The sequence below is a fragment of the Peptoniphilus phoceensis genome (genome assembly GCF_001517665.2).
GTDB lineage: Bacteria > Bacillota > Clostridia > Tissierellales > Peptoniphilaceae > Peptoniphilus_A > Peptoniphilus_A timonensis.
Genome location: NZ_LN999806.1, coordinates 137,909 through 161,712, shown reverse-complemented (window position 1 = coordinate 161,712; position 23,804 = coordinate 137,909). Strand labels below are relative to the sequence as shown.

Genomic DNA, 23,804 nt, shown 5'->3' with positions numbered 1-23,804 from the left:
TAATAAGATAGTATATCTATAAAAGGATATCTTTAATATTACTATAACATTGCTATTTTTAAATTTAATTATAAGATGTTATCCAAATTACTCTGAATTTATTTGTGGAGTATTGTTTTGACAATTGGAATATAAAACATATATTTTAGTATAATGATTTATCTTTCAATTTCTTCTTTATAATAATTTTCATAGTTTTTCCTATACTGAACAAGGTCGGAAAATTGCTCTTTATTCAAAGAATACTCTTGCATAAGGGTGTTCTTTTTTTCTTGCAATTTATTGAGATTTGATAGTATTTCTTTTGTATTTGGAGGCTTTTTATAGTTAACTAAAATTTCTTTAGCGGCTATTTTATAGACGGAAATTTCACTATAATATTCTTCTGCAAATTGCTTGTCCTCAGGATTTTTCTTGTGGTATTTATAGATTTCACGATACTTATTTATAGTATTAATATTTTCCATATCTTGAGATAAACTCTTCATTTCAGTTTCAAATTTCTTTATTTTATCTAACAAGTCTTGTCTATCATCAGCAGATTTTTTGATCAGGTCATCGAGTTGAGTAATTGAATTAATTCCTTGCTCTCTAAGTTTAATTATTGAATCTGCCATTGTTTTTATATTATGTTTCCTTGCCCAAACTTCATAACCTTTAGAGGATAGAGCTTTTTTATTAGTAGAGATATCAATAACATTTCCTACTCGTTTTTTAATAGGATTAGCTTTGTTTTTAATAGCTAAATCTATTCTTTCTTTGATTTTTTCTTCGGTATAATCTTCTCCGATAGTCTTAGCTCTTGTAAATCTTTGTTTGTCTTTATGGCGAAAAGCTATGTGTTTACCAAACTTAATTTCATAATCAAGAGATTTCATATTTTCTAAAAACTCTTCCCACGAGTTAGACTTATTAATCATTCTATCTATATCAAATTGCAGTTTAGATTTCCAAGAATTTCCTTTCTTATTTTGGTCATATTCGTACCAAGATTTACCTGCAGTTTTATATTTTCTTTTGTAAGCTTCATAATATTCATCAATGACTGAAAGCTTATTTTCATTACATAATTCGTCACTTTGATACCTAATTTTATGGTAAGTTTTTTTGTTGGATTGATAGCATTTGCCAGTCTTGTAATTGACATTATTAAAAATAATATGGTTGTGGATATGCCCTCTATCTATATGTGTTGCAAGAACAAATTCATAATCTTCTTTTAAAATTTTCTTGCATAATTCCATTCCAATTTCGTGAGCTTTTATAGGATCAACCTCTCCTGGTAGAAAAGATTGAATTAAATGTCTAGCCAAAACTGTACCTTTAGTATCATTGTCTTCTCGTGTTCTCATAAATTGAATATGAGCAGTAGATGGATGACATTTGAATGAAGATACTAAGATTTTTTCATCAGTTTTTTCACTCTTAGTTATATAATCTATTGCCAAATTTAGAGTTGATTTTATAGGATGTATTTTTGTAATTGCCATATTATTCATCAGAACTTTCTTTTGATTTATTAAGAAGTAGGGAATGGATCTGCCATATTTCTCTTGATAATTTTTCTATCTGATTATTCATAGATTCAATTTCATTTTTGTAAATAACACCAGTTGTATTAGTAGCTTTTGCAATCTGGTTTATATTATTTGTTGCATTTGAAAGCAGCCATTGTAGGTTTCTAAATGGTTCTAAATCTACAACATATATCTCTTTTTCCAATACACATTTTCTAAGAAAGTGGGACATTGTTTTGCAATTTGCAAGTTTCATTTTCTTTTCAAAAACTTCCTTTTCTTCCTTAGTTAATTTTATTTCTATTCTTTCATTTCTAAATCTATTTGCCATTTTATTCTCCTTTATAAAATATATTTCGGGGTCTTAGGGTTCTCCCTAACAAGGTAAAAATTAAAAAAATGGAGCATTCCGTAAAGGTCTGCTCCATTAATTTTTTCGTAAGTGTCCGTACACTTACTGTGCTTGCTATTAAAGTTATAAGCGTTAAGCGTGTATTAAGTTATTCTTCTAATTTTTTAGCATCATCTTCTAGTTCCAAGAATTTATCAAAATCACTCTTGTAGAGTCTATCTTGTATAATTCTATATTTTTCAAACTCACTCTCTGCGTGTTTTTTAGCAAGGGCTGCAGATACTTTTCCTGCATCGTTTAGAATTTCTTTATCCCATAATTGTAAAAATCCATTTAATCTTTTTTCCCAATCTTCCATAGTCATAGGGATATGTCTTTCTGCTTGTAGTTCTGCCATGTCCAAATAAGATGAAACAATTCTTTGCATTTGATTTAATTCTTCTTCGTTTAGATAATTTTTTGCAACGACTACATCATATTTATGAATTTTTGAATCTGGAGAGCCTTCCCAAGTTGTCAGTCCCATATTTTTAGTTTTGTGATTGGCTCTATCTACAATTAATTCGGCTGCAGTTTTTCCATGAATGGCATAGTGTAATTTGTTTTGAATAGCTGCAAAAAACCTTCTTGTTGCTTTTGCAGATGGGTCATAGTCTAAAGATGTGGCATAAATATCTGTGATTTTTTGATAGAATCTTCTTTCAGATAATCGAATCTCACGAATTTTTACAAGTAATTTTTCGAAATAATCCTTGGTAAGTTTTGTGCCAGAATTTTTTAATCTTTCATCATCCATTGCCCAACCTTTAATTGTAAAATCTTTTACAATTTGGTTTGCCCACTTTCTAAATTGGACTGCACGTTCGTTATTTACTTTAAAGCCTACTGCAATAATTGCTTGCAGATTATAGTGTTTTGTTTCCCTTGAAACATTTCTAGAACCTTCTTTTTGAACTATTAGGAAATTCCTAATAGTTGCTTCTTCTTGTAATTCACTATCGGCATAGATTTTTTTAAGATGTTCATTTATTGTGGCGACACTAACATCATAAAGAGCTGCCATCATCTTTTGAGTTAGCCAAATATTCTCATCTTCATATCTAATTTCGATAGCTTCTTGATCATCACCATTTGCTGCAATAAAGGTCAAGTATTCAGCAGCAGATGACCTAATTTGAAGTTCTTTTTTTTTCTGATTTTCGTCTTTATTTTTATCCATTTCTTTACTCATAATTTCCTCCAAATATAAATTTCATTCTACCTTTAAACACTGGAATACTAATCAAGAATACAATTACATAATGTATAAAGGAATTTATCATCATACTGTTTGTTATTGGTAATTGATGATAAGTTTGACCTATTATTTTAAAAGCGGCTAGAGTGTTTGTTATAAAATCTAGTGCCAACCATAAGGCAACTGCTGATCCTATAAAAGCAATTATATAGTTTAAAAACTTGCTAACTTTTGGTAGCTTTTGATTTATTAAAACTAGCAATATTCCATAAACTATTACTACTGTAATTGAGAGGGGAATAGCCAATTTGTTATCTAGTTTATCTTTTATGGATATATAAAATCCTAAACCTACAACTATAAAATCAATCAAAAATGCTGAGATTTTTACAGAGTAGGTAGTGATGAGATAGTAGAAAACTATTCCAGAAAGGATTAATAAAAAATATCCTGTAATAAAAATTCCCATAGAGTCTCCTAATAATAATCATCATGTTCAGGGCGATAGTTTTTAAGAAAATCTCCCTGAGGTATATTAACATTAATTGGTTTATTAAACTTGCCCATTTTTGCTAACTCAGAAATTTTTAGATTTAGTAAATTTATATCAACACCTAATTTTCCAGCGATTTCATAATCACAAACTTGATCATTGATATTATCTAGGACATCTTCATCACTTATTAATAAGTGAGCCGCAAAAATATTAGCTTCAGTTTCAAATTTGTTTGTTGGGTTTAATACTGTTTGGTCATGAAAAGCTCCACCTCTCATACAATAATCTCTGTGAAGTTGATCGTGACCTAATTCGTGTGCTAATATCGTCTTTCTATTAAAATTTGTGTTGCTACTGATAAAAATAAATCTATTCCTTTGAATATAATGGTACATTCCTAAAAGTATTTTTGTTTCAGGTAGATATACCAGGTTAATATTCAAAGCTTCTATTAATTCGATAGGATCTCGTGTCTTATATTTTTTTATAAGTCGATTAACCTTATCATATATATGGCGATTCATGCTCATAAAATCACCTAATCTTTTTTCTTACGACCGTATTTCTTGTTTTCTCTTTTAGCCTCCCAATAAGCACGAGTAATAGCTTCAAAAGCAGCATCTTTATCTTCGTCAGAAATTTCTCCACCTGCAAATAAAGAGCTTAGACCTTCTGTTAATGCTCTAGCTTTTTCTAATTCTCTTTTGCCACCCATGTTATAAACTCGATTTAAAAATTCGTCACTTTCTTCTAGAAGATAATTGTAATCACAGTCCATAACTTCAGCTATTTTTTTGTAAACCTCGACATCTCTTGGGTATCTTTCTCCGTCTTCATAATGTACAAGAGTTCTTGTACTTATTCCTATCATTTTTGCAAAGTCTGCTTGACTTAACTTTTCTTTTTCACGAAATTCCTTTAATCTATCCGCAAAAGCCATAATTTTAACCTCCTGTACTAATGTGCATTTATAACTTTTAATACGAACAATAGTGCTTGAATTATTTTTCGATTTGAGATATAATACAAACTGAACTTATATTCATATTATAGCACAAACATTCAAGTTTGTAAATAAGTTGTATTGGGGTGATTAGATTGAGAATAAGTAAAACTTTAAAGAATATAATGAACATGTATGCAGATAGCAACTTGAAATTTGAAGAAATTAGTTCAGCTGCAAAACTTATTTTAAGTTTATATAGACAAGTTACCTGGGCAGTAGATAGCAGGGCAAATTTTATGATGTTTGAGAGTAAAGAAAACTATGGGTCAACTTCAGAATCTGCTTACTTGTATCTTTCTACATTTGCTCCAGAAAGAGTTGAAGAAAAGTTCAATAATAGAGTTTCCAATGTAATGGATAGTAAGCTTATGCTTTTAATAATTTATGATGCCTGTGTTAGATTAAAAGTTTATCCAGAGTATGGAGAAATCTATCATAAGATTATTTATAACTACTACATTTCTGAAAAAAAGATTACTGATGAAGCTTGTATGAGAAGTGTATCTTTAGAGAGAACTGTTTATTACCAAAGAAAAAAGGAAGCAATTGCATTGGTTGGTGTAATAATTTGGGGATATACTTTACCGACTGCTATTAGCCAACTTAAAGACGGTCGCAGCATTGAAGAAATAATGAACATCTAGGAAATTAATTTATGACGAACTTATTGCGTACTATTTCCGGATGAAAAAAGTACCATATACGAATTTTATGTGTACTTAAGTGCATATATAATATCCATGATAGGTGATTTGCACCTAAATTTAATATTGGCATTTATTGACTGAAAGAATTTATTTTCTTTCGGTCTTTTTTTATGCCCAGGAGAATATATGCAAAGAATTAGAAGCCCTCCTTGTGTGAATTTCATTTTCAAACAAAAGAAATTCATGTCAACAAGGAGGAAAAATTAATGGACAAAGAATATTATTTATTTGTAGAAGGGAAGAAAGTAGTTGTTAGCAAAGAGGTATATCTTGCTTATCATAGTGAATTGAATAAAGAGAAATATCAAATGAGAAGAGACAGGTTAAATAACTGTTTCTTTTTTTGTTCCTATGATCATGATGGTAATTTTGAAGAAAATTTAGAAGATCTGGAATTTGATGTTGAAAAAATTATCGAAACAAAGGAAATGATTGAAGAAGTAAGAAGAGCTATTTCTAAACTCAACCCTGTTGAAAGGGATTTGATAGAAAGTCTTTTTTATAAAGAAGAAACAATTAGAGAAGTAGCTGCTAAACTGAATATTTCTCATCCAGCCGTTATTAAAAGGCGTAATAAAGTCTTAGAAAAACTAAAGGAAATGTTGGAAAACTTTTAGATGACAGTTGCCAAGAGGGTCTAATTTTCACTGTAACTTATACAGTGGGAATTGGACCTTTTTATATACCAAAATTTATTTTTGAAAATTGGTTACCAAGAAAGAATTCTTTTCACTGTTAAGTATAAGAGGGTAATTTTAAACAATTTTGTTTCATCAAGATAAGTATTTTCTGATGGTCAAATTTTAAAAAGATTAATAACTCTCGATAAATTTTGAACCTTAACAATTGAATAGACCAAGACAAGACGTTAATCATTTTTGGAGCGTAATAACCTATCCGCCAAGATCTTTCTGCTGAATAATTCGGCAAAACAAGTACTGCTAAGCTAAAAGCAAGGGAAGAAGAAAGGGAGCGATAAGTAAGAGTTTGAATATAGGGAGGGATACCCTATTCGCTATGAAGAAAATGAGGATAATGATACTTCTAAGGTTGAAGCCGGCTCATCCTGAACAGAGGCGGAGGTGAGATTCCTATGTTGCTAATCCAAGGCACTTGTCAATGTCAAAAAACTTAAATTTACATAGGAGGTTATTATGAAAGCAATAAAAGTTTATAGCATGAGAGTTGCTATGTTATGTAGACTTTATGATCTTAAATTAATTAATGATAAGGAATATACAAAAATAAAAAATAGAATAGAAAATGATTATAAAAAGAGAGATAGAAAGTAGTTAATCTTGTGATATAATAACACTGTAGAAAGATACAAAATGGGAAGGAGGTAAAATGAATACTAAAGTAAAATTAATAAAAGCTTCAAATACAGGAGCTAGAAATAGAAATGCACTACATTTAGATTTAAAACGAGTTGCAGCATATTGTCGAGTAAGTACAGATAGTAAAGACCAACTTGAATCATATAAATCGCAAGTTGATTATTACACAAATCTAATAAAAAATAATAAGAACTGGACTTTGGCTGGTATATATGCAGATGAAGCAACCACAGGAACAACTGCTAGTAAGAGAGCTGATTTCATGAGACTAATAAGCGATTGTCAAAATGGAGATATAGACATGATAATTACTAAATCTATATCGAGATTTGCTAGAAACACATTAGATACTTTGAAATATGTAAGACTATTAAAGGAAAATAATGTTGGTGTAGTATTTGAAGAAGAAAATATAGATACTTTGACAATGGATGGAGAGCTATTACTAACAATATTAAGTTCAGTAGCTCAACAAGAAGTAGAAAATACCTCAGCCCATGTAAAAAAAGGACTGAAAATGAAAATGGAAAAAGGGGAGCTTATTGGTTTTCAAGGTTGCCTTGGCTACGACTATGACCCTATAAAAAAAAGTATCTCTATAAATGAAGAGGAAGCCAAAATTGTTAGATACATCTTTAAAAGATATCTAGAGGGCAATGGTGGCTCAGTCATTGGTAGAGAACTAGAAGAGCAAGGATATCTCACCCCGAGAGGTAAAACAAAATGGTCTGATACTACAGTGTTAGGAATAATTAAGAATGAAAAGTATATTGGAGATATACTAATGGGAAAGACCTTCACAGTTGATCCCATAACAAAAAGAAGACTAGCAAACTTTGGTGAATCTGATAAATATCACATTGAAAATCATCACGAGCCAATTATATCAAAAGAAGATTTTGAAAAGGCACAAGAGATTAGACTCAGAAGAGCACAAAACAGAAACACTATTGCTAACAAGGATAGAAAAAGAGAAAAACTATCAAGGCAATACGCTTTTTCAAGTATGCTTGAATGTGGATTTTGTGGCGAAATACTGTCAAGAAGAACTTGGCACACAAGTTCAATTTACAAAAAAATTAACTGGCAATGTGTAAAATCAACAAAAAAAGGTAAAAAATATTGCCCTCATTCAAAAGGAATACAAGAAGCAGCAATAGAAAAAGCATTTGTTGAAAGCTATAGGCAATTATGCCATGCAGATTCAACAGTAATAGATGACTTTTTAAAAATTGTAGAAGAAGAAATAAATGATAATACTTTAGTCAAAGATTTGAAAAAGTTAGAAAACCAATTAAACAGAATCATTAGTCAAGAAAGAAAGTTAGTTGATCTTCATTTAGAAGATAGTATAGACGAAGAAGTTTATGCTAAAAAGTATAAAAAACTTACAAAACAAAAAGAAGAATTACTTGATGAAAAGAAAACACTAGAGCTAACTATCAAAGATGAAAACTCTATTAAAGAAAGACTAAAGCAATTTAAAAAGATCTTAGAAAACAAAGAAATAATAGAGGAATTTAACAGAACAGTATTTGAAAGTATAGTTGATAAAGTTGTGGTGGGCAGAATTGACAAAGACGGAACAGTCCACCCATATGACTTAATATTCTATTTCAAAACAGGAGTTAAAGATAGTCAAGATTCTAATAACTTTAAAGATAAAAGAAAAAATGCCAAAGACAATGACATTGATAAATTGTGTTCCTACAAGAATGACGAGGATAAAAAATTATGTTCCCAATCAAAAGACAACGCATGCGGAATGTATAAGTCTTCTTTCGAGAAAATAATATGAGAACTTATAAGAATGTTGAATAGGTGACTTTTAGGATTTTTAAAGAAATTTTAAAAGTCATTTTTTTATAAAATATCTTGTGGAGAAATTTGAATAGAAAAATAGTTTTACCTTGATATCTTAAAATATTCAGCAGACATAGGAAGTGAAAAGATATCAGATATAAAAGCTTTTACGAAAGCTGAAGATTAGCTAAAAATGTCAGAGAAGATAAACAATGAAGTCTTTGTAAACCTATTAGATGAAGAAAGAGATATTCACGAGACACTAAAAAAGACTTGGTCGTCAGTATTAAGGATATAGATACAGTTAATGCTGCTGATCTTTCTAATAAGTTACACAAAATTACAAATGGTTCTTGAGGATTATAAATGTCTGATAAAAAGAATAGGTGATGCTTGTAACGTCTTTTTATAAACTTACATGTTCATATCCTAAGAATACACATAATAGAAACTAACATTAATAACAATAATATAGATGATAAGATTATCAGAAGTATTTTTGATATTTCACGAAAATAGACTTGACAAGAAGAACAACTAGTAATATTATAAACACATCAAAAGAAATTGATGTGAGGGACTTTTATGAACAGAGATTTAGTAAAAACTGCAAAGATATTTAAAGCCTTCTCAGTGGCGATTCGCCTAGAGATATTAGATTTATTAAAAAATGGAGAAGAATGTGCCTGTAACTTACTAGAAGAACTAGATTTAACACAATCAGGCTTGTCATACCATATGAAAATATTGATAGAGTCAGGAATTGTTACAGCAAGAGAAGATGGAAAGTGGGTTTACTACACTATATCTGAACAAGGAAGAGAAAAAATAATAGAGATGTTTTTAGAAGCAACAACAAGAAATTAGTTACCTTTAGGGGTAACTAAAAAAATACTCTTCATATCAAAAAAACTTGATGTGTTAATAAAATTTAATTTAAAAAATTGAAGAAAGGGTGTAAAAAATGAAAAGAATGTCAATTTATGAACCAGCTATGTGTTGTGATACAGGTGTTTGCGGAGTTAATGTAGATCCTGAACTAGTGCGTATTTCTACAGTAATTAACAACTTAAAGAAAAATGGTATCACTATTGAAAGATACAATTTATCTAGTGAGCCAATGGCATTTGTCAATAATAAGAAGGTAAAAGATGCTTTGGATAAAAATGGAGCCGATAATCTGCCCTTAATCCTTGTGGACGACGATATCGTCATAGAAGGAAGATATCCAAAAAATGAAGAAATAATGGAACTTTTACAAATTTCTAAAGATTATCTTGAAAGTAGTGAGGATAAAGAAGCAAATCAAGGGTGTTGTGGAAGTAACAGCTCTTGTTGCTAAGGGAGATTTATTATGAAAGAATTTAATATTGAAGATATAAAACTAACTAAATATCTATTTTTCACAGGCAAGGGTGGTGTTGGTAAAACATCTACAGCTTGTGCAACGGCAGTTAATTTAGCAGATGAAGGAAAGAAAGTACTACTTATTAGTACAGACCCTGCTTCAAATCTGCAAGATGTTTTTGAAACAGAATTAGACGGTAATGCAAAACAAATTAAAGGAGTAGATAATCTAGAAGTAATCAATCTAGATCCATTGGAAGCGGCACATAACTATAAAGAAAGTGTAGTAGGACCTTTTAGGGGCAAATTGCCTGATTCTGTTATTGAGAATATGGAAGAACAGTTATCTGGATCTTGTACAGTAGAGATTGCTGCCTTTAATGAGTTCTCTAATTTCATTACAAATTCTAAGCTCAATACAGACTATGACCATATTATATTTGATACAGCACCTACAGGTCATACCCTTAGAATGTTACAGCTTCCTTCTGCTTGGACTGATTTTATCAGTGAAAGCACACATGGAGCATCCTGTTTAGGACAGTTATCAGGATTAGAGGCTAAAAAAGAAACCTATAAAAAGGCAGTTGAAAATTTATCAGATGAGAATTTAATAACCCTGGTATTAGTTACAAGGCCTGATAAAACACCACTTAATGAGGTAGCCAGAGCATCAAAAGAGCTATCTGAGATTGGTGTAAAAAATCAAATACTAGTGATTAATGGTCTTTTAGAAAAATATGATGATGACTTATCTGAAAGTATATATAAGAAACAACAATCAGCCCTTGAAAATATGCCAGAGATGTTAACTGGGTTTGATACCTATACGATTGCCTTAAGATCATATAACATTACTGGAATTGACTCCATAAGAAATCTTCTTAAGAAAGATCAAATAAATGAACAAAAAGTTGAAGTAAAAGGTAAACTCTTTAATTTAGATGATGTTGTTAATGATCTTGTAAGAAACAATAGAAAAGTAATCTTTACTATGGGCAAGGGTGGTGTAGGTAAGACTACTATTGCATCTTCTATTGCCCTCAAGCTAAGCAAACTTGGTAAAAAGGTACACCTAGCTACAACAGATCCTGCTGACCATATAAAATATATGATAGATAGTTCAAGTGGAATATCTATGAGTCATATTGATGAAAAAGAAGAATTAAAAAAATATCAAGATGAAGTACTTGAAAATGCAAGAAATACAATGAGTGATGATGATATAGCTTACATTGAAGAAGATTTAAGATCACCATGTACACAGGAAATAGCTGTATTTAGAGCTTTTGCAGAGCTTGTGGAAAAGGCGGATGATGAAATAGTGGTAATTGATACTGCTCCTACCGGTCATACCTTGTTACTTTTAGATTCAACTCAAAGTTATCATCAAGAAGTTGAAAGAACACAAGGACAAATACCTGAATCTGTAAAAAAATTGTTACCTAGATTAAGGGGAGAGGAAACAGAAGTATTAATCCTTAGCTTGGCGGAGGCTACTCCATTTTATGAGGCATATAGACTAGAAGAAGATCTAAAAAGGGCATCAATTCATACCAATTGGTGGCTTGTTAATTCATCCCTATATAAAGCAAATCCTAGCAACAAGATGTTATCAGCTAAAGCAAATGAAGAAGTTAAGTGGATTAACAAGATATTAGATCATAATTCAGGAAAACTAGCCGTCGTTGAATGGACAAAAGAAGACCTTCACGGAGATAAACTTTATGATATATAGGAGGAAAAATGAAGAAAACTAAAGTTGCCTTTGTGTGTGTTCACAATTCATGTAGAAGTCAAATCGCTGAAGCACTGACAAAAAAATTCGCTGGAGATTCTATAGAGGTATATTCTGCAGGGACAGAATTAAAGGATCAAATTAATCAGGATGCAGTAAGGCTTGTCAAGGAAATGTATGGAGTTGATATGGAAGAGACTCAAAAGCCAAAACTTTTAAATGATATTCCTGAAGTTGATTACCTAATTACAATGGGATGTAATGTTGTTTGTCCAATACTACCTTACACTGTTAAAAAAGATGATTGGGGACTTAACGATCCTAGTGGAAAAAATGATGAAGAGTTTATAAAAACTATTAAGGAGATTGAAAGTAAGGTTCATAAATTAATTGAGGAAGTTGAGGCAAATTAAGAATGAAGAAAACAAATGATATTGGTTTTTTTGAGAAAAACCTGACTTTTTGGGTGTTAATTTGTATGGTAATAGGCGTACTTATTGGGAACTATTTTCCTTATATTCCAGAGTGGTTAGGAAAATTTGAGTTCTACAACGTGTCTATACCGACAACAATTTTACTTTGGATAATGATTTATCCAATGATGTTGAAAATTGATTTTAAGAGTATAAAAGACATAGGAAAAAATCCTAAGGGTCTATTTATTACATGGTTTGTAAATTGGATCATTAAGCCACTCACTATGTATTTAATCGCGTCCTTATTTTTCTTTATTGTTTATAAAGGATTTATTAATAAGGAATTGGCATCAGAATATTTAGCAGGAGCGGTTTTACTGGGAGCTGCACCATGTACCGCAATGGTATTTGTGTGGAGTAAGTTAACAAGAGGTGATAGTGCCTATACCTTAGTACAAGTAGCTAGTAACGACCTAATAATTTTGGTTGCATATATACCAATTGTGAGCTTCTTATTAAGGGTTGGGAATGTAAATATTCCATGGGGAACACTTTTATTGTCCATTGTATTATTTATTGTTGTTCCTCTTATTTTAAGCATGATAACTAGAAGTATAACCATTAAAAATAAAGGCGAGGACTACCTAAATAATACGTTTATACCTACATTTGACAAATATACTATGATGGGACTATTGTTGACCTTGATTATAATATTTTCTTTTCAAGGACAGAAGATATTAGATCAGCCATTAAATATTGTCCTTATTGCAATTCCTTTGATAATTCAAACATTTTTTATATTTGGGATAACATTTTTCATGGCATATTTAGCAAAGCTACCGTATTCAATAGCAGCTCCATGCGGTATGATTGGTGCATCTAACTTTTTTGAGCTGTCCGTTGCAGTTGCTATATCACTATTTGGGCTATCATCAGGAGCTACCTTAGCAACTGTAGTAGGCGTTCTGGTTGAAGTTCCTGTTATGTTAGCCTTGGTAAGGATTGCAAATTCTATGGAAAATAAATTTAATCGCTGAATATGAGTTAAAACTGCCAACAACAATCAAGTAGTATTAATTTAGAAAATTCTAGATTAGATTTGTGTCCTAAAAGTTCTAGAAGGTCTACCTATAATCTGTGGTACAATATAATTAGCAAGAAATATAATATAATCCTTGGAGGGAAACCTTCAGGGATTTTCTTATACCAATTAGGACCTGGAAGGATTGCTAAGAAAAGCAAAGGGGTCTTGCTCTTATCCAGGATGCCCTAATATAATGGGGGTAGCTTTTGCAGGGAAGAGCAAAAAGAAATTATAAAAAATCATTTAAATATTTATCGAGGGGAGGGAGAGAGAATGGATATATTTTTAGTGGCAGTTAGAATTTTAGTGGCAGCTTTTTTAGGTGCCATTATCGGCATAGAAAGGGAAATTAAAAATAGGGCGGCTGGCCTTAGGACACATATAATAGTAAGCGTTGGTGCATGCTTAATTATGCTAATTGGAATAGAGGGAATTGGTGAAATATCTAATAATATTGGGAGAGATACGGCAAGGATGGCAGCCCAAGTTGTGAGTGGAATTGGTTTTTTGGGTGCAGGCACTATACTTCAAACAAAGGATGAAGTTTCAGGTCTTACCACAGCTGCAACTTTATGGTTATCTGCAGCAATTGGACTTGCAGTGGGAGTTGGATTTTATGAAGGAGCATTAATAGCAACTATAATTTGTCTGGTAACCTTGGTATCATTAAGGGGAGTTAGTGATTTTGTAAATGATATGATAACAAAGTCTTATATAATGGTGTTTGACACTGATAATTTTAATAAGGAAAGCTTTCTAGCTTTTGCTGCAAAAGAGGGCGTGGAAGTTAGAACATTAGATATAATTGATGATGCTATAGATCACAAATCAATGATTGAATCGACTTTATCCTTTCATAGGAACTATAATATTGGTAAATTTTTTAAGAAACTAAAATCAGACTATCAAATGAGTTCAGTAAAATTAAGTAAAGAAAAAGATAAAGACTGATCTTGAGAAAAGTCTCAAAGAATTTATGGAGAATAATTGAAAATGTTGAGGATAATTTTTTAAGTAAAATAAAAGGAGTGCCCTTAAATATTTGCTCAAAATAGATAATTACAAGCGAAAAATAAATTAGAGGTCCTTAGGATTTTATATCTTAGGGACCTTATTTTTATAAAAAATTTTTTGGGAAAGGCAAAAACAAAATTTGAAAGAGAAGATAATAAAAATTAAAAAAATATCCTAATCTTTATTGAAATCTATCGAGTCTCGATATATAATCTAATTATCGATAGTCGATACTAAAGGAGGATAGATTATGTTAAAGGCAAGACATTTAACTTATACAAACTTTGGACTTGTTGAAAAGTGGTATGAAGACATGGCGAAGAAGGGCTGGCAAATTGAAAAAACAATTTTCTCCTTCATCCACAAGTTTAAAAAAGCTGAACCAGAAGATGCCAGATACAAAGTTTCTATTGCACCTAACGAAGGATCTTTTTCTGCCTTCTCCAAGGATGAACTAAGGGACTTTGATGAGATGGCAAAAGACCTTGGTTGGCATCTTGTAGACAGGACCTACAACATAAACATCTACAAGCTTGATGAAGGAAGTCAAGACTCTCTTTATAACGACGAAAAGGAAGAAATTGAAATTTTAAATAAGGGTGCCAAAGGAGAACTAATTTCCTTTAGCATAACTTTTATATTCTTTGTATTTATAGTTTTCTCTATAACTTCTAGATTTTTTTCTAGGGATATATTTTATTCAAACTACCTAATATTTATGTGGCCGGCTGTTATTTTATTTTTTCTTTTCAATACTCTAGCCTTGGGAGACCATATACTTTTTAGAAAGAGGAACAAGGATGTAAATAGCATAAGTGAAATAAAATTTTCAAGACTTACTTTTTCCAAGACCTTTGTCTTATTATTTTATACTCCAATTATTTTAATGGTCCTTGCCCTTGGATCAGAATTCTTACTTCCTAATGATGGGTCTAGTGACAGAGCTCATCTAATAAGTCTTCTCTCAACTTTTATTATGATTTCTTTTGTTTATTTCTATCGCAAAAAAATAAAAACAATGAACATAAAAAGAAGCGAGAAAAAATTTATTTTAATCTCAATGGTAATTTTAATTTCTTTAATTACCAATATATCTATATTTACCTTAATCGACAAATTCTCTACAGCTAATGAAGTTGAAAACCAAGTTGTGGGAGATTTTGTTAAGACTAAGGAAAATAGAAGCTTTTTGACAGAAAGCTGCGATTATTATTTTTCTGAAAAAAAGAATCTTGGCATAAGAAAGACTGTGGTAAAGTCACAGGACCTTGCAGGCAATTTATTTGAAAGAATTCTAAAAAAATCTACGAAGCACCATTATAGGGCTGACTATGTAAAGGACATATCTGAAGCCTATCCCTATGACAAGACATATATTTTGTCTGATGGAGAAGACTATGTGATTTTATATAAGAATGTAGTCTTAGAAGTGAGTGGTAATCTAGAGGATGAAAAGGTCCAAGAAGAGATTGCAAAAATCTTGGAGGTGTAATCATGGCAAGAGACCAATTCCAAACCTTAACAGAGCCCATGTACTTCACCCTCTTGGCACTAGGTCAAGTTAGAAATGGGGCAGAGATAACAGCTTGGGTAAGTGAAATAACCAAAGGAAGAATAAACTTAGCACCAGGAACCCTCTATGCCCTCTTGGCACAGTTTTTAGAAAATGATTTTATCACAAGAGTTGAAGTGGATAAAAAGGGAAAATATTACATGATAACAGATGAGGGAAGAGAACTCCTTGAAGAAGAAGTTGAAAGACTTAGGCTATTAATAGATAATTATGAAAATCATTTCGATAAGTGAAGTTAAAAAATATTAGGCCATAGAAGAATTAGAAATAGTATGTCTGTTTCCAAAAACATCTTACTCGAAAACCATAGCGTTGATACAAAAGATGTAAATTTAGAAATCCTGTATTTTAAGCAGTTTTATAAGCGTTTTGTCTTTGATAAAGATGAAGAAGGGTATGTAAAAAAGATTCAAAAAAACCACATGATCCTAATATTCTGCATAGACATGATTGGATAAATGGTAAAAGAGGACCAGTGTATTAAAATGAGCAACTATAAATTAGAAAATTTTAAAGACGATATTAAAGCAAATAGAGAATTTGAATTTAGTTATCATGATAAAATGTATTCTCTTACTTTTTCAAGAGAGGGGTATATTTTTACTGACATTTGTGGAAAAAAAGATTTGTTATATAATTCATATGCTGATTTACTAAATCATACAAAAATAGAAGGGAAAAAAATTGAAGAAATAATATCAGAAAATCTTTATGATGATTTAAGCATATATTAGAAAGATCTATTAACTAAGATTATTCTTTTAGCATCTATCAAAATGGTAGGTGCTTTTTTGATGCCTAAAATTAAGGGGTGATATATTGGCAAATAGAATAAAAGGGATAACTGTTGAGGTTGGTGAAGATACTACTAAATTACAAACTGCACTAAAACAAAGTTAATAAAGAGATAAAACATACCCAATCAGAACTGCGTGACGTCAACAAACTTCTGGAAATACTGAACTTATCTCAAAAAGCATAAACTGTTAGGACAGGTCTTAAAAGAAGCTGCAGAAGAACTTTATTCCAGTAAGCAAGCTAAAAAGCAAGGAAAAGATATTGAAAAGCTCTTTGATATTACTTAAAAAATAACAAAAGATGAAACTCTTGATGAAAAATACAAAGATAACTCATTAGCTGGTAAAAAATTAATTATGAAAAATGGATAATTCATAGATCTCACAAAAACTGGGATTTATGAATTATTTTTTTGTCTAAGGGTAAGTTATTCTTGTAAGCTATTTTTAGGAACAAAGGAGAAAATGATGATTAGATACCAAAGTGTTTCTATGTCTTACGACGGAAAGGAAAAGGTCCTCGATGATTTAAATTTTGAAATTAAAGAGGGAGAATTTTTCGTTCTAGTTGGTCCTAGTGGCAGCGGGAAGACAACGACACTTAAACTTATAAATAGATTAATTGAACAGAGTGAAGGAGATATTTTCTTTCAAGGGAAAAATATTAGAGATTATCCTCTAAGAGACATGAGGCTTGAGATGGGTTATGTCTTGCAAGAAATTGCTCTATTTCCAAATCTCACAGTGGCTGAAAATATTGGTCTTATTCCTGAAATGAAAAAAATGGGCAAAAAAGAAATTTCTAAAAAAGTGGACAGTCTTCTTGAACAAGTTGATCTTGACCCAAAAGTTTATAGAAATAGATTGCCAGAAGATTTATCTGGTGGAGAAAAACAAAGGATTGGAATTTTAAGGGCAATTGCTGCAAATCCGAAAGTTCTATTAATGGACGAGCCTTTTTCTGCTCTCGATCCAATTTCAAGGTCTCAGCTCCAAGATTTGGTGAAAAAACTTCACAGAGATTTCAAGATTACAACTGTTTTTGTAACTCACGATATGAGAGAGGCCATAAAACTTGCTGATAGGATTTGCATTATGAGAGTTGGAAAAATTGTTCAAATTGGAAGTCCTGATGATATTGTAAATAATCCTGCAAGTGATTTTGTGGCAAACTTCTTTAAAGAGGAAGGTGAAATTCATGAATAGTTTAATAGCAACTTTTTCTGAGAGAAAAGGTCAGTGGGTCACTGCTCTTCTTGAACACTTACAAATTTCTCTTATGTCCCTTGTCATTGCAATTATAATAGCAATACCACTTGCCATATTTTTGTCTAATCGCAAAAGAATAAATGAAGGAGTCCTTCAAGTTACTGGAATTTTTCAAACTATACCATCACTTGCTCTCTTGGGACTTTTTATTCCTTTTATGGGGATAGGCAAAGTTCCAGCAATTACTGCCCTTGTAATTTATGCGATTTTTCCAATTTATCAAGGAGCCGTGACAGGTTTTTCTGAAATTGATCCATCTCTTGAAGAAGCAGCGAGAGCTTTTGGGATGACTAAGTGGGAAAAGTTAAAGAAATATAGATTGAGCCTTGCCATGCCAATTATAATGTCTGGAGTCAGAACTTCAAGTATTATGATTATAGGAACAGCTACTCTTGCTGCCCTTGTGGGTGCAGGAGGTCTTGGATCTTTTATTCTTTTGGGGATTGATAGAAACAATTCTTCTTTAATATTAATTGGAGCAATTTCTTCTGCCATTCTTGCAGTTTTATTTGGTGCTTTAATTAAATTTTTACAAAATAAAAAATTAAAAACAATTTTAATTTCTTTTATCATGGCATTAGTTCTCTTGGCTCTTAGTTTTGTTCCCTTTGGAGTAAATAATAAAAAACCCCTTGTGATTGCAGGAAAACTTGGTGCTGAACCGGAAATTTTAATAAATATGTATAAGGAATTAATTGAAAATGAAACTGATATAAAGGCTGAAGTAAAGCCAAACTTTGGGAAGACAAGTTTTTTGTATGAAGCTCTAAAGTCTGGCAGCATTGATATTTATCCAGAATTTACAGGGACTGTTACTTCTACACTTTTGGAAAATGACCCAGGAGAAATAGAAAAAGATGCAGAAGAGTATTATAAAGTTGCTAGAGATGAAATTTTAAAACAAGATCATTTAGTTTATTTAAATCCAAGTGAATTTCAAAATACCTATGCTCTAGCTGTTAGAGAAGATTTTGCAAAGGAAAATAATTTGGAAAAAATTTCTGATTTGAAAAAATTAGAAAAATCAATGGTTGCAGGATTTACTCTAGAATTTAATGATAGAGAAGATGGAAACAAGGGACTAAAGAGTTTATATGATCTTAATTTTGACGTAAAGACAATGGAACCGGCACTTAGATACACTGCTATTTCAAATAAATCCATTGATGTCACTGATGTATATTCAACAGACAGTCAAATAATTACAAATAAACTTAAACTTTTAGAAGACGATAAAAAATTATTCCCACCATATCAAGCAGGACCACTTCTTAGAAGTGAAACTTTAGATAAATATCCGGAACTGGAAAAAGCTTTGGGAAAATTATCTGGAAAAATAACTTCAAAGGAAATGGCAGAGATGAATTATGAGGTAGACGTCAAGGGAAGACCAGCAAAGGATGTTGCGAGAGATTACTTGATAAAAGAAGGATTAATAGAAAAATAAAAATCATTAAATTTTAAAAATTGTTACAAAAAAAATGGAGCCTGTGCTCCATTTTTTAATCTAGAATTTTATTTAAATTTATTTTATATGCCAAAAAGGTAAATTGAAGCTTCATAAACTTGATTATCGACAACTTTTCTTACAGAAGCAAATCCACATTTTTTAGCAGATTTAAAAAGCAGATTTTGATTGTGACCAGGAGATTTAATCCACCTTGATAAACATTCTTCGTTTATATCGCTATTTTTGTAAGCAAGAGTGTAATAAGAAAGTGCCAAGTTTTCTCCTAAATTCTTGTTGTAGCCGCCAGGACTTTCATGATCGCCATCTCCAGTATTTATATATTGCTCTAATTCTTCATTAGCTCTTAAAAGTGCCAATTCATTTAATTTTTTGTCTTCCTTAATTTGAGCTAAGGAATTAGCAGTTCTGTAGTTATTTAACTTTTTTACAAATAAGTTTGAATTTCCAATAGATCCAACTTTAATTTTGGACTCTGGATTTTCAACTAATGTAGGATTTGCTGTAGTTTGAGCTTGGGCTTTTACAAGAATATTAGTGGAAATATTTTTTGGTGCTGTATTTGTAGAAGTTTTTCCTGCTGCTAAAACTGTAGTAGGCACTAAACTTACAAGAAGTAATGATGCTGCTATTATTTTTTTAAAATTAAATTTTGTATTAAATAAATTGAACTTTTTCATAATTTATCTCCTGATAAAAAATATTTTGCAGATTTATAAATAGTACACCTCTATGATACAATTGAAAATATATCATACATACCAAAGAATGGTCTATTTAAACTGATTTAAATATTTTTTTAAAAAACTGTATTAATTCATAAAAACTATTTCTTTTATAATTCAAGTATAGCAGTAAAAATACAGATTATCAAGAGATTAAAATCTTAGAATTTATGTACTATATAAATACATTTTTGAACAATTAATACCTATTAAATACAATTATAAAATGTTATACAAAATAGATATATTTAATAAAACTAATAAATGTATCTATTTTGTATATTTACAGACTCAAGTAAAGCTGTTAAAACAGTGGTTTTCAAATTGATTAACATTGTACTTTTTTGGGGTTGAAATTTTTGAATAAAATTGAGAAAGGGACTAATTAAAAAATAAGCTGATTTGGGAAAATTTTTGACAAAATTCTTTTGTGATAAATTATATTGACGACAAAAATATTGATTCATAAATATAAGAAAATATGCTTGTTTATGAGTTAAAAAATTTAAAAGTTAATAGAAAAAGGAAAATTAAAACTAATTATGGTAAAATATTTCTATAAATGTGATTTACAAGGGGGATAATATGTCAGAAAATAAAAAAATTGCCATTCAAGAAACTTATGGAGAAAGATTTCAATACTGTTGGGGTTGTGGACCAAAGAATGATGAAGGTATGCACTTAAAATCTTATCCATCAGAAGATGGAAGTGAATGTATTGCAAAAATAGTGCCTGATAAAATGTACACTGGAGGAGTTCCAGCAAATCTTTTTGGTGGAATGATTGCCATGATTTTTGACTGCCATGGAACTGCTTCAGCTGCTTGGTTTAAACATCATGACAAGGGACTTGAACTCACTGAAGATACAGTTATTGGAAGATTTATAACAGCAAGGCTTGAAGTTGACTTCAAAAAGCCAACTCCAATGGATGAAGAAATAACAGTTACTGCCACTGCTGAAGAAATTGGTGAGAGAAAAGTAATTGTAAACATGCTTATGGAAGCTGCAGGCGAAGTTCGTGCTAAGGCAAAGATGGTTGCTGTTGGTGTAAAAGATAATATGTAAGATTATTAGGGGACAAGTTCTCCTAATTTTTTTACATAATTTCATAAAAATTCAAATTAAATTGGAGGAATTATGAAGTTAAAGAGCAAAAAAATATTATACATTTTACTTTATCTTTTGTCCTTTGTAATTTCTTTGGGATTTTTATTTCTTGTTACAAAAATTGAATTTATTCCAATAATTAATAATATTATACTTGGTCTTAACTTTTTATTATTTTTAGGCTTACAAATTTTCTCTATTTGCAAAATTTTGAATTTTGATTTTAATAAATATTTTAAAATTTTTGTAGGAATAGTTTTAACAGGAATTTTGCTCTTATTCATATTTTATTTATTTTTGGCATCTGTCTTTTCTGGGAAGGAAGACCGAAATCTAATCTATGATGGGGATAAATATTATGTTTTAAATGTGGGCTGGATGGATCCAATTTATGAAGTCTACAGAAAAAATTTTATAAACATGGAAAAGTTAAGTGAAGATGAAATTGAAAATACCTTTGTTGATTTAAATAAGATTGAGGACCAAGACACAAGAGAAATTTTAAAAATTTTGATTGAAAGAAATGAAGAGTCAGAAAAATTCACAAATGAAGATGAGGATAAAAACCTGTCAGAAAAAGAAGAAATTAAGAAAATAGAGAATAAAGATGAAATTTTAAAAGATTTTAAAAAAGAAGACGCCATAAAAATAGAAAATTCTGACTTTGCTCTCTTGGAAGTTGATAGAGCTATGGCAAGGTCACGCTGGTTTTTTGTAAAAATTTCTGGAGACAAGATAAAATTTATATCTGAACTCGAAGAAACTAGCCCAAAAGTTTCTGGAAGGATGGATGAAGATGGCGTCATACATTTGGATTTTGAGGATATAAACAACAATAAGACCAACTACATTTCAAGAGATGGCGGAAGGACTTTTGAAAAAATAAAGAGTCAGTGATGGAAGTCACTGATTTTTTATTGGGAAAAATAAAAAGTGCAGAAAAATTTACATCTGCACTCTTTTAAAAATTTAATAGTAAAAGTTTTTATTGGCAAAATAATCTATAGATTTTATAAATCTCTGTATCTCTTTAAATTTTTCACTTTCTGAATCGTAATATAGGTCCTCGTATTTTAAGATATTGTCATTGAAAACACTTAAACCAGGAAGTTCTTTTTGGATAATTTGCATATATTTTGGACCAGTCCAGCCAAGTTCTTTAAAGGCATAATTCATCAAGAATTGTGACGAAATTTCAGGACCTTCTCCCACGAAATCTTTGTTAAGAGATTTTTTTAAAGATTCATTTGCCCACAATATATAAGGTGTGCTGCATCTATTTAAATAACTCTCTTTTTTGTCAGCAGATATATCTATTCCAAGATCCTTATAACCAATATCATCTTGACCAAGGAAGGGTTTGTGATCCCCAAAAACTATTACAAGAGTTGGACTTTCAAAGTCATTTACATCGTCCAACAATTTTTTTAAAGAATCTCCACTAGATTTTATGCCAGTGAAATAGTTATTTACAATATTGTAGCTTTCTTCTGTGGAAAAATTTTCTTTTGGAATATATTCTTCGCTGCTTTTTGAACTTTCATAGGGTCCATGATTTTGCATAGTAACTGTAAAGGAAAAATAGGGGCTTCCATCTTGAGTCTGTTTTTTATAATCTTTTATTATGTGTTCTCGCAAATTTTCATCTGTGAAGTGCTTGCCACCTTTTTCATAATCTTTGAAATAATTTTCCATATACAAGAAATCATCAAAACCTAATTTTGGATTTACATTTCTCCTGTTATAAAAACCTCCGTTGTGAGGATGCATTGCCATGGTCTTGTAGCCTTGACTTTTGAGATACCAAACATAGGAGTTTACTGGTCTATAGTATCTTGAATAATAGGAAGAACCTAATAAAAAAGATCTTTCAACAAAGGCAGTTCCTCCTCCAAACATGTTGTTTATTAGTCTGCCCTGGATGCTGTTTTCTTTTATTTCCCTAAAACTTTTATAAGGGTCTTTTGAAAAATCAATATTATAGTCAGAAAAATCGCTATAAGACTCTAGCATAATGCCAATTATATTTATTTTTTCATCACTTGGGATGTCTAAATCATCATAAGATGTCCAAACTTCTCTTGTGGACTTTTCATCGTAACCATCAGGCTTTGTGGTTATAATTTCATTTAAAGAGTGGACAAAAGCATAGACCATGCCGCGAGCTTTTTCTTGTTCAACTTCTACAAAATCATTAAAACCATAGACCTTGTTGTCTGCATAAATTTTTTGAGATAAAAGAATATTTTTGGAAGCAAATAAAATTATTATAGAAAATAGAAGTCCCACAAGTCTAAACTTTTTGGGCATTTTATATTTTCTAAAGATAAAGAAGAAAACAATAAGAGCTAGAGAGGAAATAATTATAAGTCCAAAAAATCTTGGAAGAATAATGGAATAGTCGTCCTTTAGCATTGTCATTGCTTCTCCAAAAAGTTTTAAGTCGGAAAAGCGGATATTTTCATACCTGTAGTGGAGCTTTGAAATATTTGCAAGTCCCATAGAAATGAAAATTACAAAATTAAATACAGCTGTTAAAAAAATTCTCCCTGAAGCAAAATATAGGACTAAATTTAAAATAAAAATTGGCAAAAAATTTAATGCTACCACATTTGTATTTTTTATGTAAAGGAAAAACAAATTTTTACTTATTTCTTGATTTGTAAATAAAAAAGAAATAAAGACTGTGAAAATTGACATAAGAGATATTAAAAATAAATCTATGAGTATATTTTTTAAATTATTTTTCATAAAATCACCTCTTAAAAATTTTTATATTAAGATAATATCAAAATAAGTAAGAAG

General features: G+C 30.6%; 25 protein-coding genes. 17 read left to right on the top strand and 8 right to left on the bottom strand.

Features of this window, described 5'->3' with window-relative positions:
• Positions 1 to 158 precede the first annotated feature (158 nt).
• The 6 genes from BN3657_RS00855 to BN3657_RS00830 all read right to left on the bottom strand — a co-directional run bounded on the left by BN3657_RS00855 (position 159) and on the right by BN3657_RS00830 (position 4,542).
• Complete coding sequence (locus BN3657_RS00855; RefSeq protein WP_054252129.1) at positions 159 to 1,490, bottom strand: relaxase/mobilization nuclease domain-containing protein; 1,332 nt, start codon at positions 1,488 to 1,490, stop codon at positions 159 to 161.
• 1 nt (position 1,491) lies between these two features.
• Entirely contained in the window at positions 1,492 to 1,848 is a 357-nt protein-coding gene (locus tag BN3657_RS00850) for a plasmid mobilization protein (protein ID WP_054251366.1), read from the bottom strand.
• Between the two features lie 169 nt (positions 1,849 to 2,017).
• Positions 2,018 to 3,100 carry a virulence RhuM family protein gene (locus tag BN3657_RS00845; protein ID WP_054251367.1) on the bottom strand — a complete coding sequence of 361 codons (1,083 nt, stop codon included), beginning with the start codon at positions 3,098 to 3,100 and terminating at the stop codon, positions 2,018 to 2,020.
• Positions 3,093 to 3,575 (bottom strand): ligand-gated ion channel, encoded by a 483-nt coding sequence (locus BN3657_RS00840; RefSeq protein ID WP_054251368.1) that lies wholly within the window; start codon positions 3,573 to 3,575, stop codon positions 3,093 to 3,095. Before BN3657_RS00840 ends, BN3657_RS00845 begins: the two co-directional genes overlap by 8 nt.
• An 8-nt stretch (positions 3,576 to 3,583) precedes the next feature.
• On the bottom strand, positions 3,584 to 4,132 hold the full coding sequence (locus tag BN3657_RS00835) for an ImmA/IrrE family metallo-endopeptidase (protein ID WP_054251369.1): 549 nt from the start codon (positions 4,130 to 4,132) through the stop codon (positions 3,584 to 3,586).
• An 8-nt stretch (positions 4,133 to 4,140) separates the two neighbouring features.
• Positions 4,141 to 4,542, bottom strand: a complete 402-nt coding sequence (locus BN3657_RS00830) for a helix-turn-helix domain-containing protein (RefSeq protein ID WP_004026815.1) — start codon at positions 4,540 to 4,542, stop codon at positions 4,141 to 4,143.
• Positions 4,543 to 4,730: 188 nt separating this feature from the next.
• Between BN3657_RS00830 and BN3657_RS00825 the strand changes: the two genes are divergently transcribed.
• The 15 genes from BN3657_RS00825 (at position 4,731) to BN3657_RS00745 (ending at position 19,143) form a co-directional block, all read left to right on the top strand.
• Positions 4,731 to 5,252 carry a hypothetical protein gene (locus BN3657_RS00825; protein WP_230204165.1) on the top strand — a complete coding sequence of 174 codons (522 nt, stop codon included), beginning with the start codon at positions 4,731 to 4,733 and terminating at the stop codon, positions 5,250 to 5,252.
• Between the two features lie 269 nt (positions 5,253 to 5,521).
• Positions 5,522 to 5,932 carry a sigma-70 family RNA polymerase sigma factor gene (locus BN3657_RS00820; protein ID WP_054251370.1) on the top strand — a complete coding sequence of 137 codons (411 nt, stop codon included), beginning with the start codon at positions 5,522 to 5,524 and terminating at the stop codon, positions 5,930 to 5,932.
• Between the two features lie 537 nt (positions 5,933 to 6,469).
• A complete protein-coding gene (locus BN3657_RS08525) occupies positions 6,470 to 6,607 on the top strand; it encodes a hypothetical protein (RefSeq protein ID WP_162832783.1) in 138 nt (45 codons plus the stop codon).
• Between the two features lie 55 nt (positions 6,608 to 6,662).
• Positions 6,663 to 8,450 (top strand): recombinase family protein, encoded by a 1,788-nt coding sequence (locus BN3657_RS00815; RefSeq protein WP_062551386.1) that lies wholly within the window; start codon positions 6,663 to 6,665, stop codon positions 8,448 to 8,450.
• A 590-nt stretch (positions 8,451 to 9,040) separates the two neighbouring features.
• Positions 9,041 to 9,322, top strand: coding sequence for an ArsR/SmtB family transcription factor (locus BN3657_RS00805; protein WP_062551385.1), 282 nt, complete (start codon positions 9,041 to 9,043; stop codon positions 9,320 to 9,322).
• Between the two features lie 97 nt (positions 9,323 to 9,419).
• Entirely contained in the window at positions 9,420 to 9,797 is a 378-nt protein-coding gene (gene arsD / locus BN3657_RS00800) for an arsenite efflux transporter metallochaperone ArsD (RefSeq protein WP_062551384.1), read from the top strand.
• A gap of 12 nt (positions 9,798 to 9,809) precedes the next feature.
• Complete coding sequence (gene arsA / locus BN3657_RS00795) at positions 9,810 to 11,540, top strand: arsenical pump-driving ATPase (RefSeq protein ID WP_062551383.1); 1,731 nt, start codon at positions 9,810 to 9,812, stop codon at positions 11,538 to 11,540.
• Positions 11,541 to 11,548: 8 nt separating this feature from the next.
• On the top strand, positions 11,549 to 11,953 hold the full coding sequence (locus BN3657_RS00790) for an arsenate reductase ArsC (protein WP_062551382.1): 405 nt from the start codon (positions 11,549 to 11,551) through the stop codon (positions 11,951 to 11,953).
• Positions 11,954 to 11,955: 2 nt separating this feature from the next.
• A complete protein-coding gene (gene arsB / locus BN3657_RS00785) occupies positions 11,956 to 12,996 on the top strand; it encodes an ACR3 family arsenite efflux transporter (protein ID WP_062551381.1) in 1,041 nt (346 codons plus the stop codon).
• Positions 12,997 to 13,316: 320 nt separating this feature from the next.
• Positions 13,317 to 13,994: an MgtC/SapB family protein gene (locus BN3657_RS00780; RefSeq protein ID WP_062551380.1), complete on the top strand. Its 678-nt coding sequence runs from the start codon at positions 13,317 to 13,319 to the stop codon at positions 13,992 to 13,994.
• 313 nt (positions 13,995 to 14,307) lie between these two features.
• Complete coding sequence (locus tag BN3657_RS00775) at positions 14,308 to 15,549, top strand: DUF2812 domain-containing protein (protein WP_062551379.1); 1,242 nt, start codon at positions 14,308 to 14,310, stop codon at positions 15,547 to 15,549.
• A gap of 2 nt (positions 15,550 to 15,551) precedes the next feature.
• Entirely contained in the window at positions 15,552 to 15,863 is a 312-nt protein-coding gene (locus tag BN3657_RS00770) for a PadR family transcriptional regulator (protein ID WP_062551378.1), read from the top strand.
• A gap of 252 nt (positions 15,864 to 16,115) precedes the next feature.
• Positions 16,116 to 16,364, top strand: a complete 249-nt coding sequence (locus BN3657_RS00760) for a hypothetical protein (protein ID WP_062551377.1) — start codon at positions 16,116 to 16,118, stop codon at positions 16,362 to 16,364.
• A 531-nt stretch (positions 16,365 to 16,895) separates the two neighbouring features.
• Complete coding sequence (locus BN3657_RS00750) at positions 16,896 to 17,633, top strand: ABC transporter ATP-binding protein (protein ID WP_062551376.1); 738 nt, start codon at positions 16,896 to 16,898, stop codon at positions 17,631 to 17,633.
• Positions 17,626 to 19,143: an ABC transporter permease/substrate-binding protein gene (locus BN3657_RS00745; protein ID WP_062551375.1), complete on the top strand. Its 1,518-nt coding sequence runs from the start codon at positions 17,626 to 17,628 to the stop codon at positions 19,141 to 19,143. Before BN3657_RS00750 ends, BN3657_RS00745 begins: the two co-directional genes overlap by 8 nt.
• 83 nt (positions 19,144 to 19,226) lie before the next feature.
• Here BN3657_RS00745 and BN3657_RS00740 read toward each other — a convergent pair whose 3' ends face one another.
• Positions 19,227 to 19,844, bottom strand: coding sequence for a CAP domain-containing protein (locus tag BN3657_RS00740; protein ID WP_062551374.1), 618 nt, complete (start codon positions 19,842 to 19,844; stop codon positions 19,227 to 19,229).
• 630 nt (positions 19,845 to 20,474) lie between these two features.
• On the opposite strand from BN3657_RS00740, the gene BN3657_RS00735 reads away from it, so the two are divergent.
• Both BN3657_RS00735 and BN3657_RS00730 read left to right on the top strand, forming a co-directional pair.
• Positions 20,475 to 20,957 carry a hotdog domain-containing protein gene (locus tag BN3657_RS00735; protein ID WP_019138926.1) on the top strand — a complete coding sequence of 161 codons (483 nt, stop codon included), beginning with the start codon at positions 20,475 to 20,477 and terminating at the stop codon, positions 20,955 to 20,957.
• A gap of 72 nt (positions 20,958 to 21,029) precedes the next feature.
• A complete protein-coding gene (locus BN3657_RS00730) occupies positions 21,030 to 21,896 on the top strand; it encodes a hypothetical protein (protein ID WP_062551373.1) in 867 nt (288 codons plus the stop codon).
• A gap of 72 nt (positions 21,897 to 21,968) precedes the next feature.
• Here the strand turns inward: BN3657_RS00730 and BN3657_RS00725 are convergent, their stop codons facing one another.
• Positions 21,969 to 23,750 carry an LTA synthase family protein gene (locus BN3657_RS00725; RefSeq protein ID WP_062551372.1) on the bottom strand — a complete coding sequence of 594 codons (1,782 nt, stop codon included), beginning with the start codon at positions 23,748 to 23,750 and terminating at the stop codon, positions 21,969 to 21,971.
• Positions 23,751 to 23,804 lie beyond the last annotated feature (54 nt).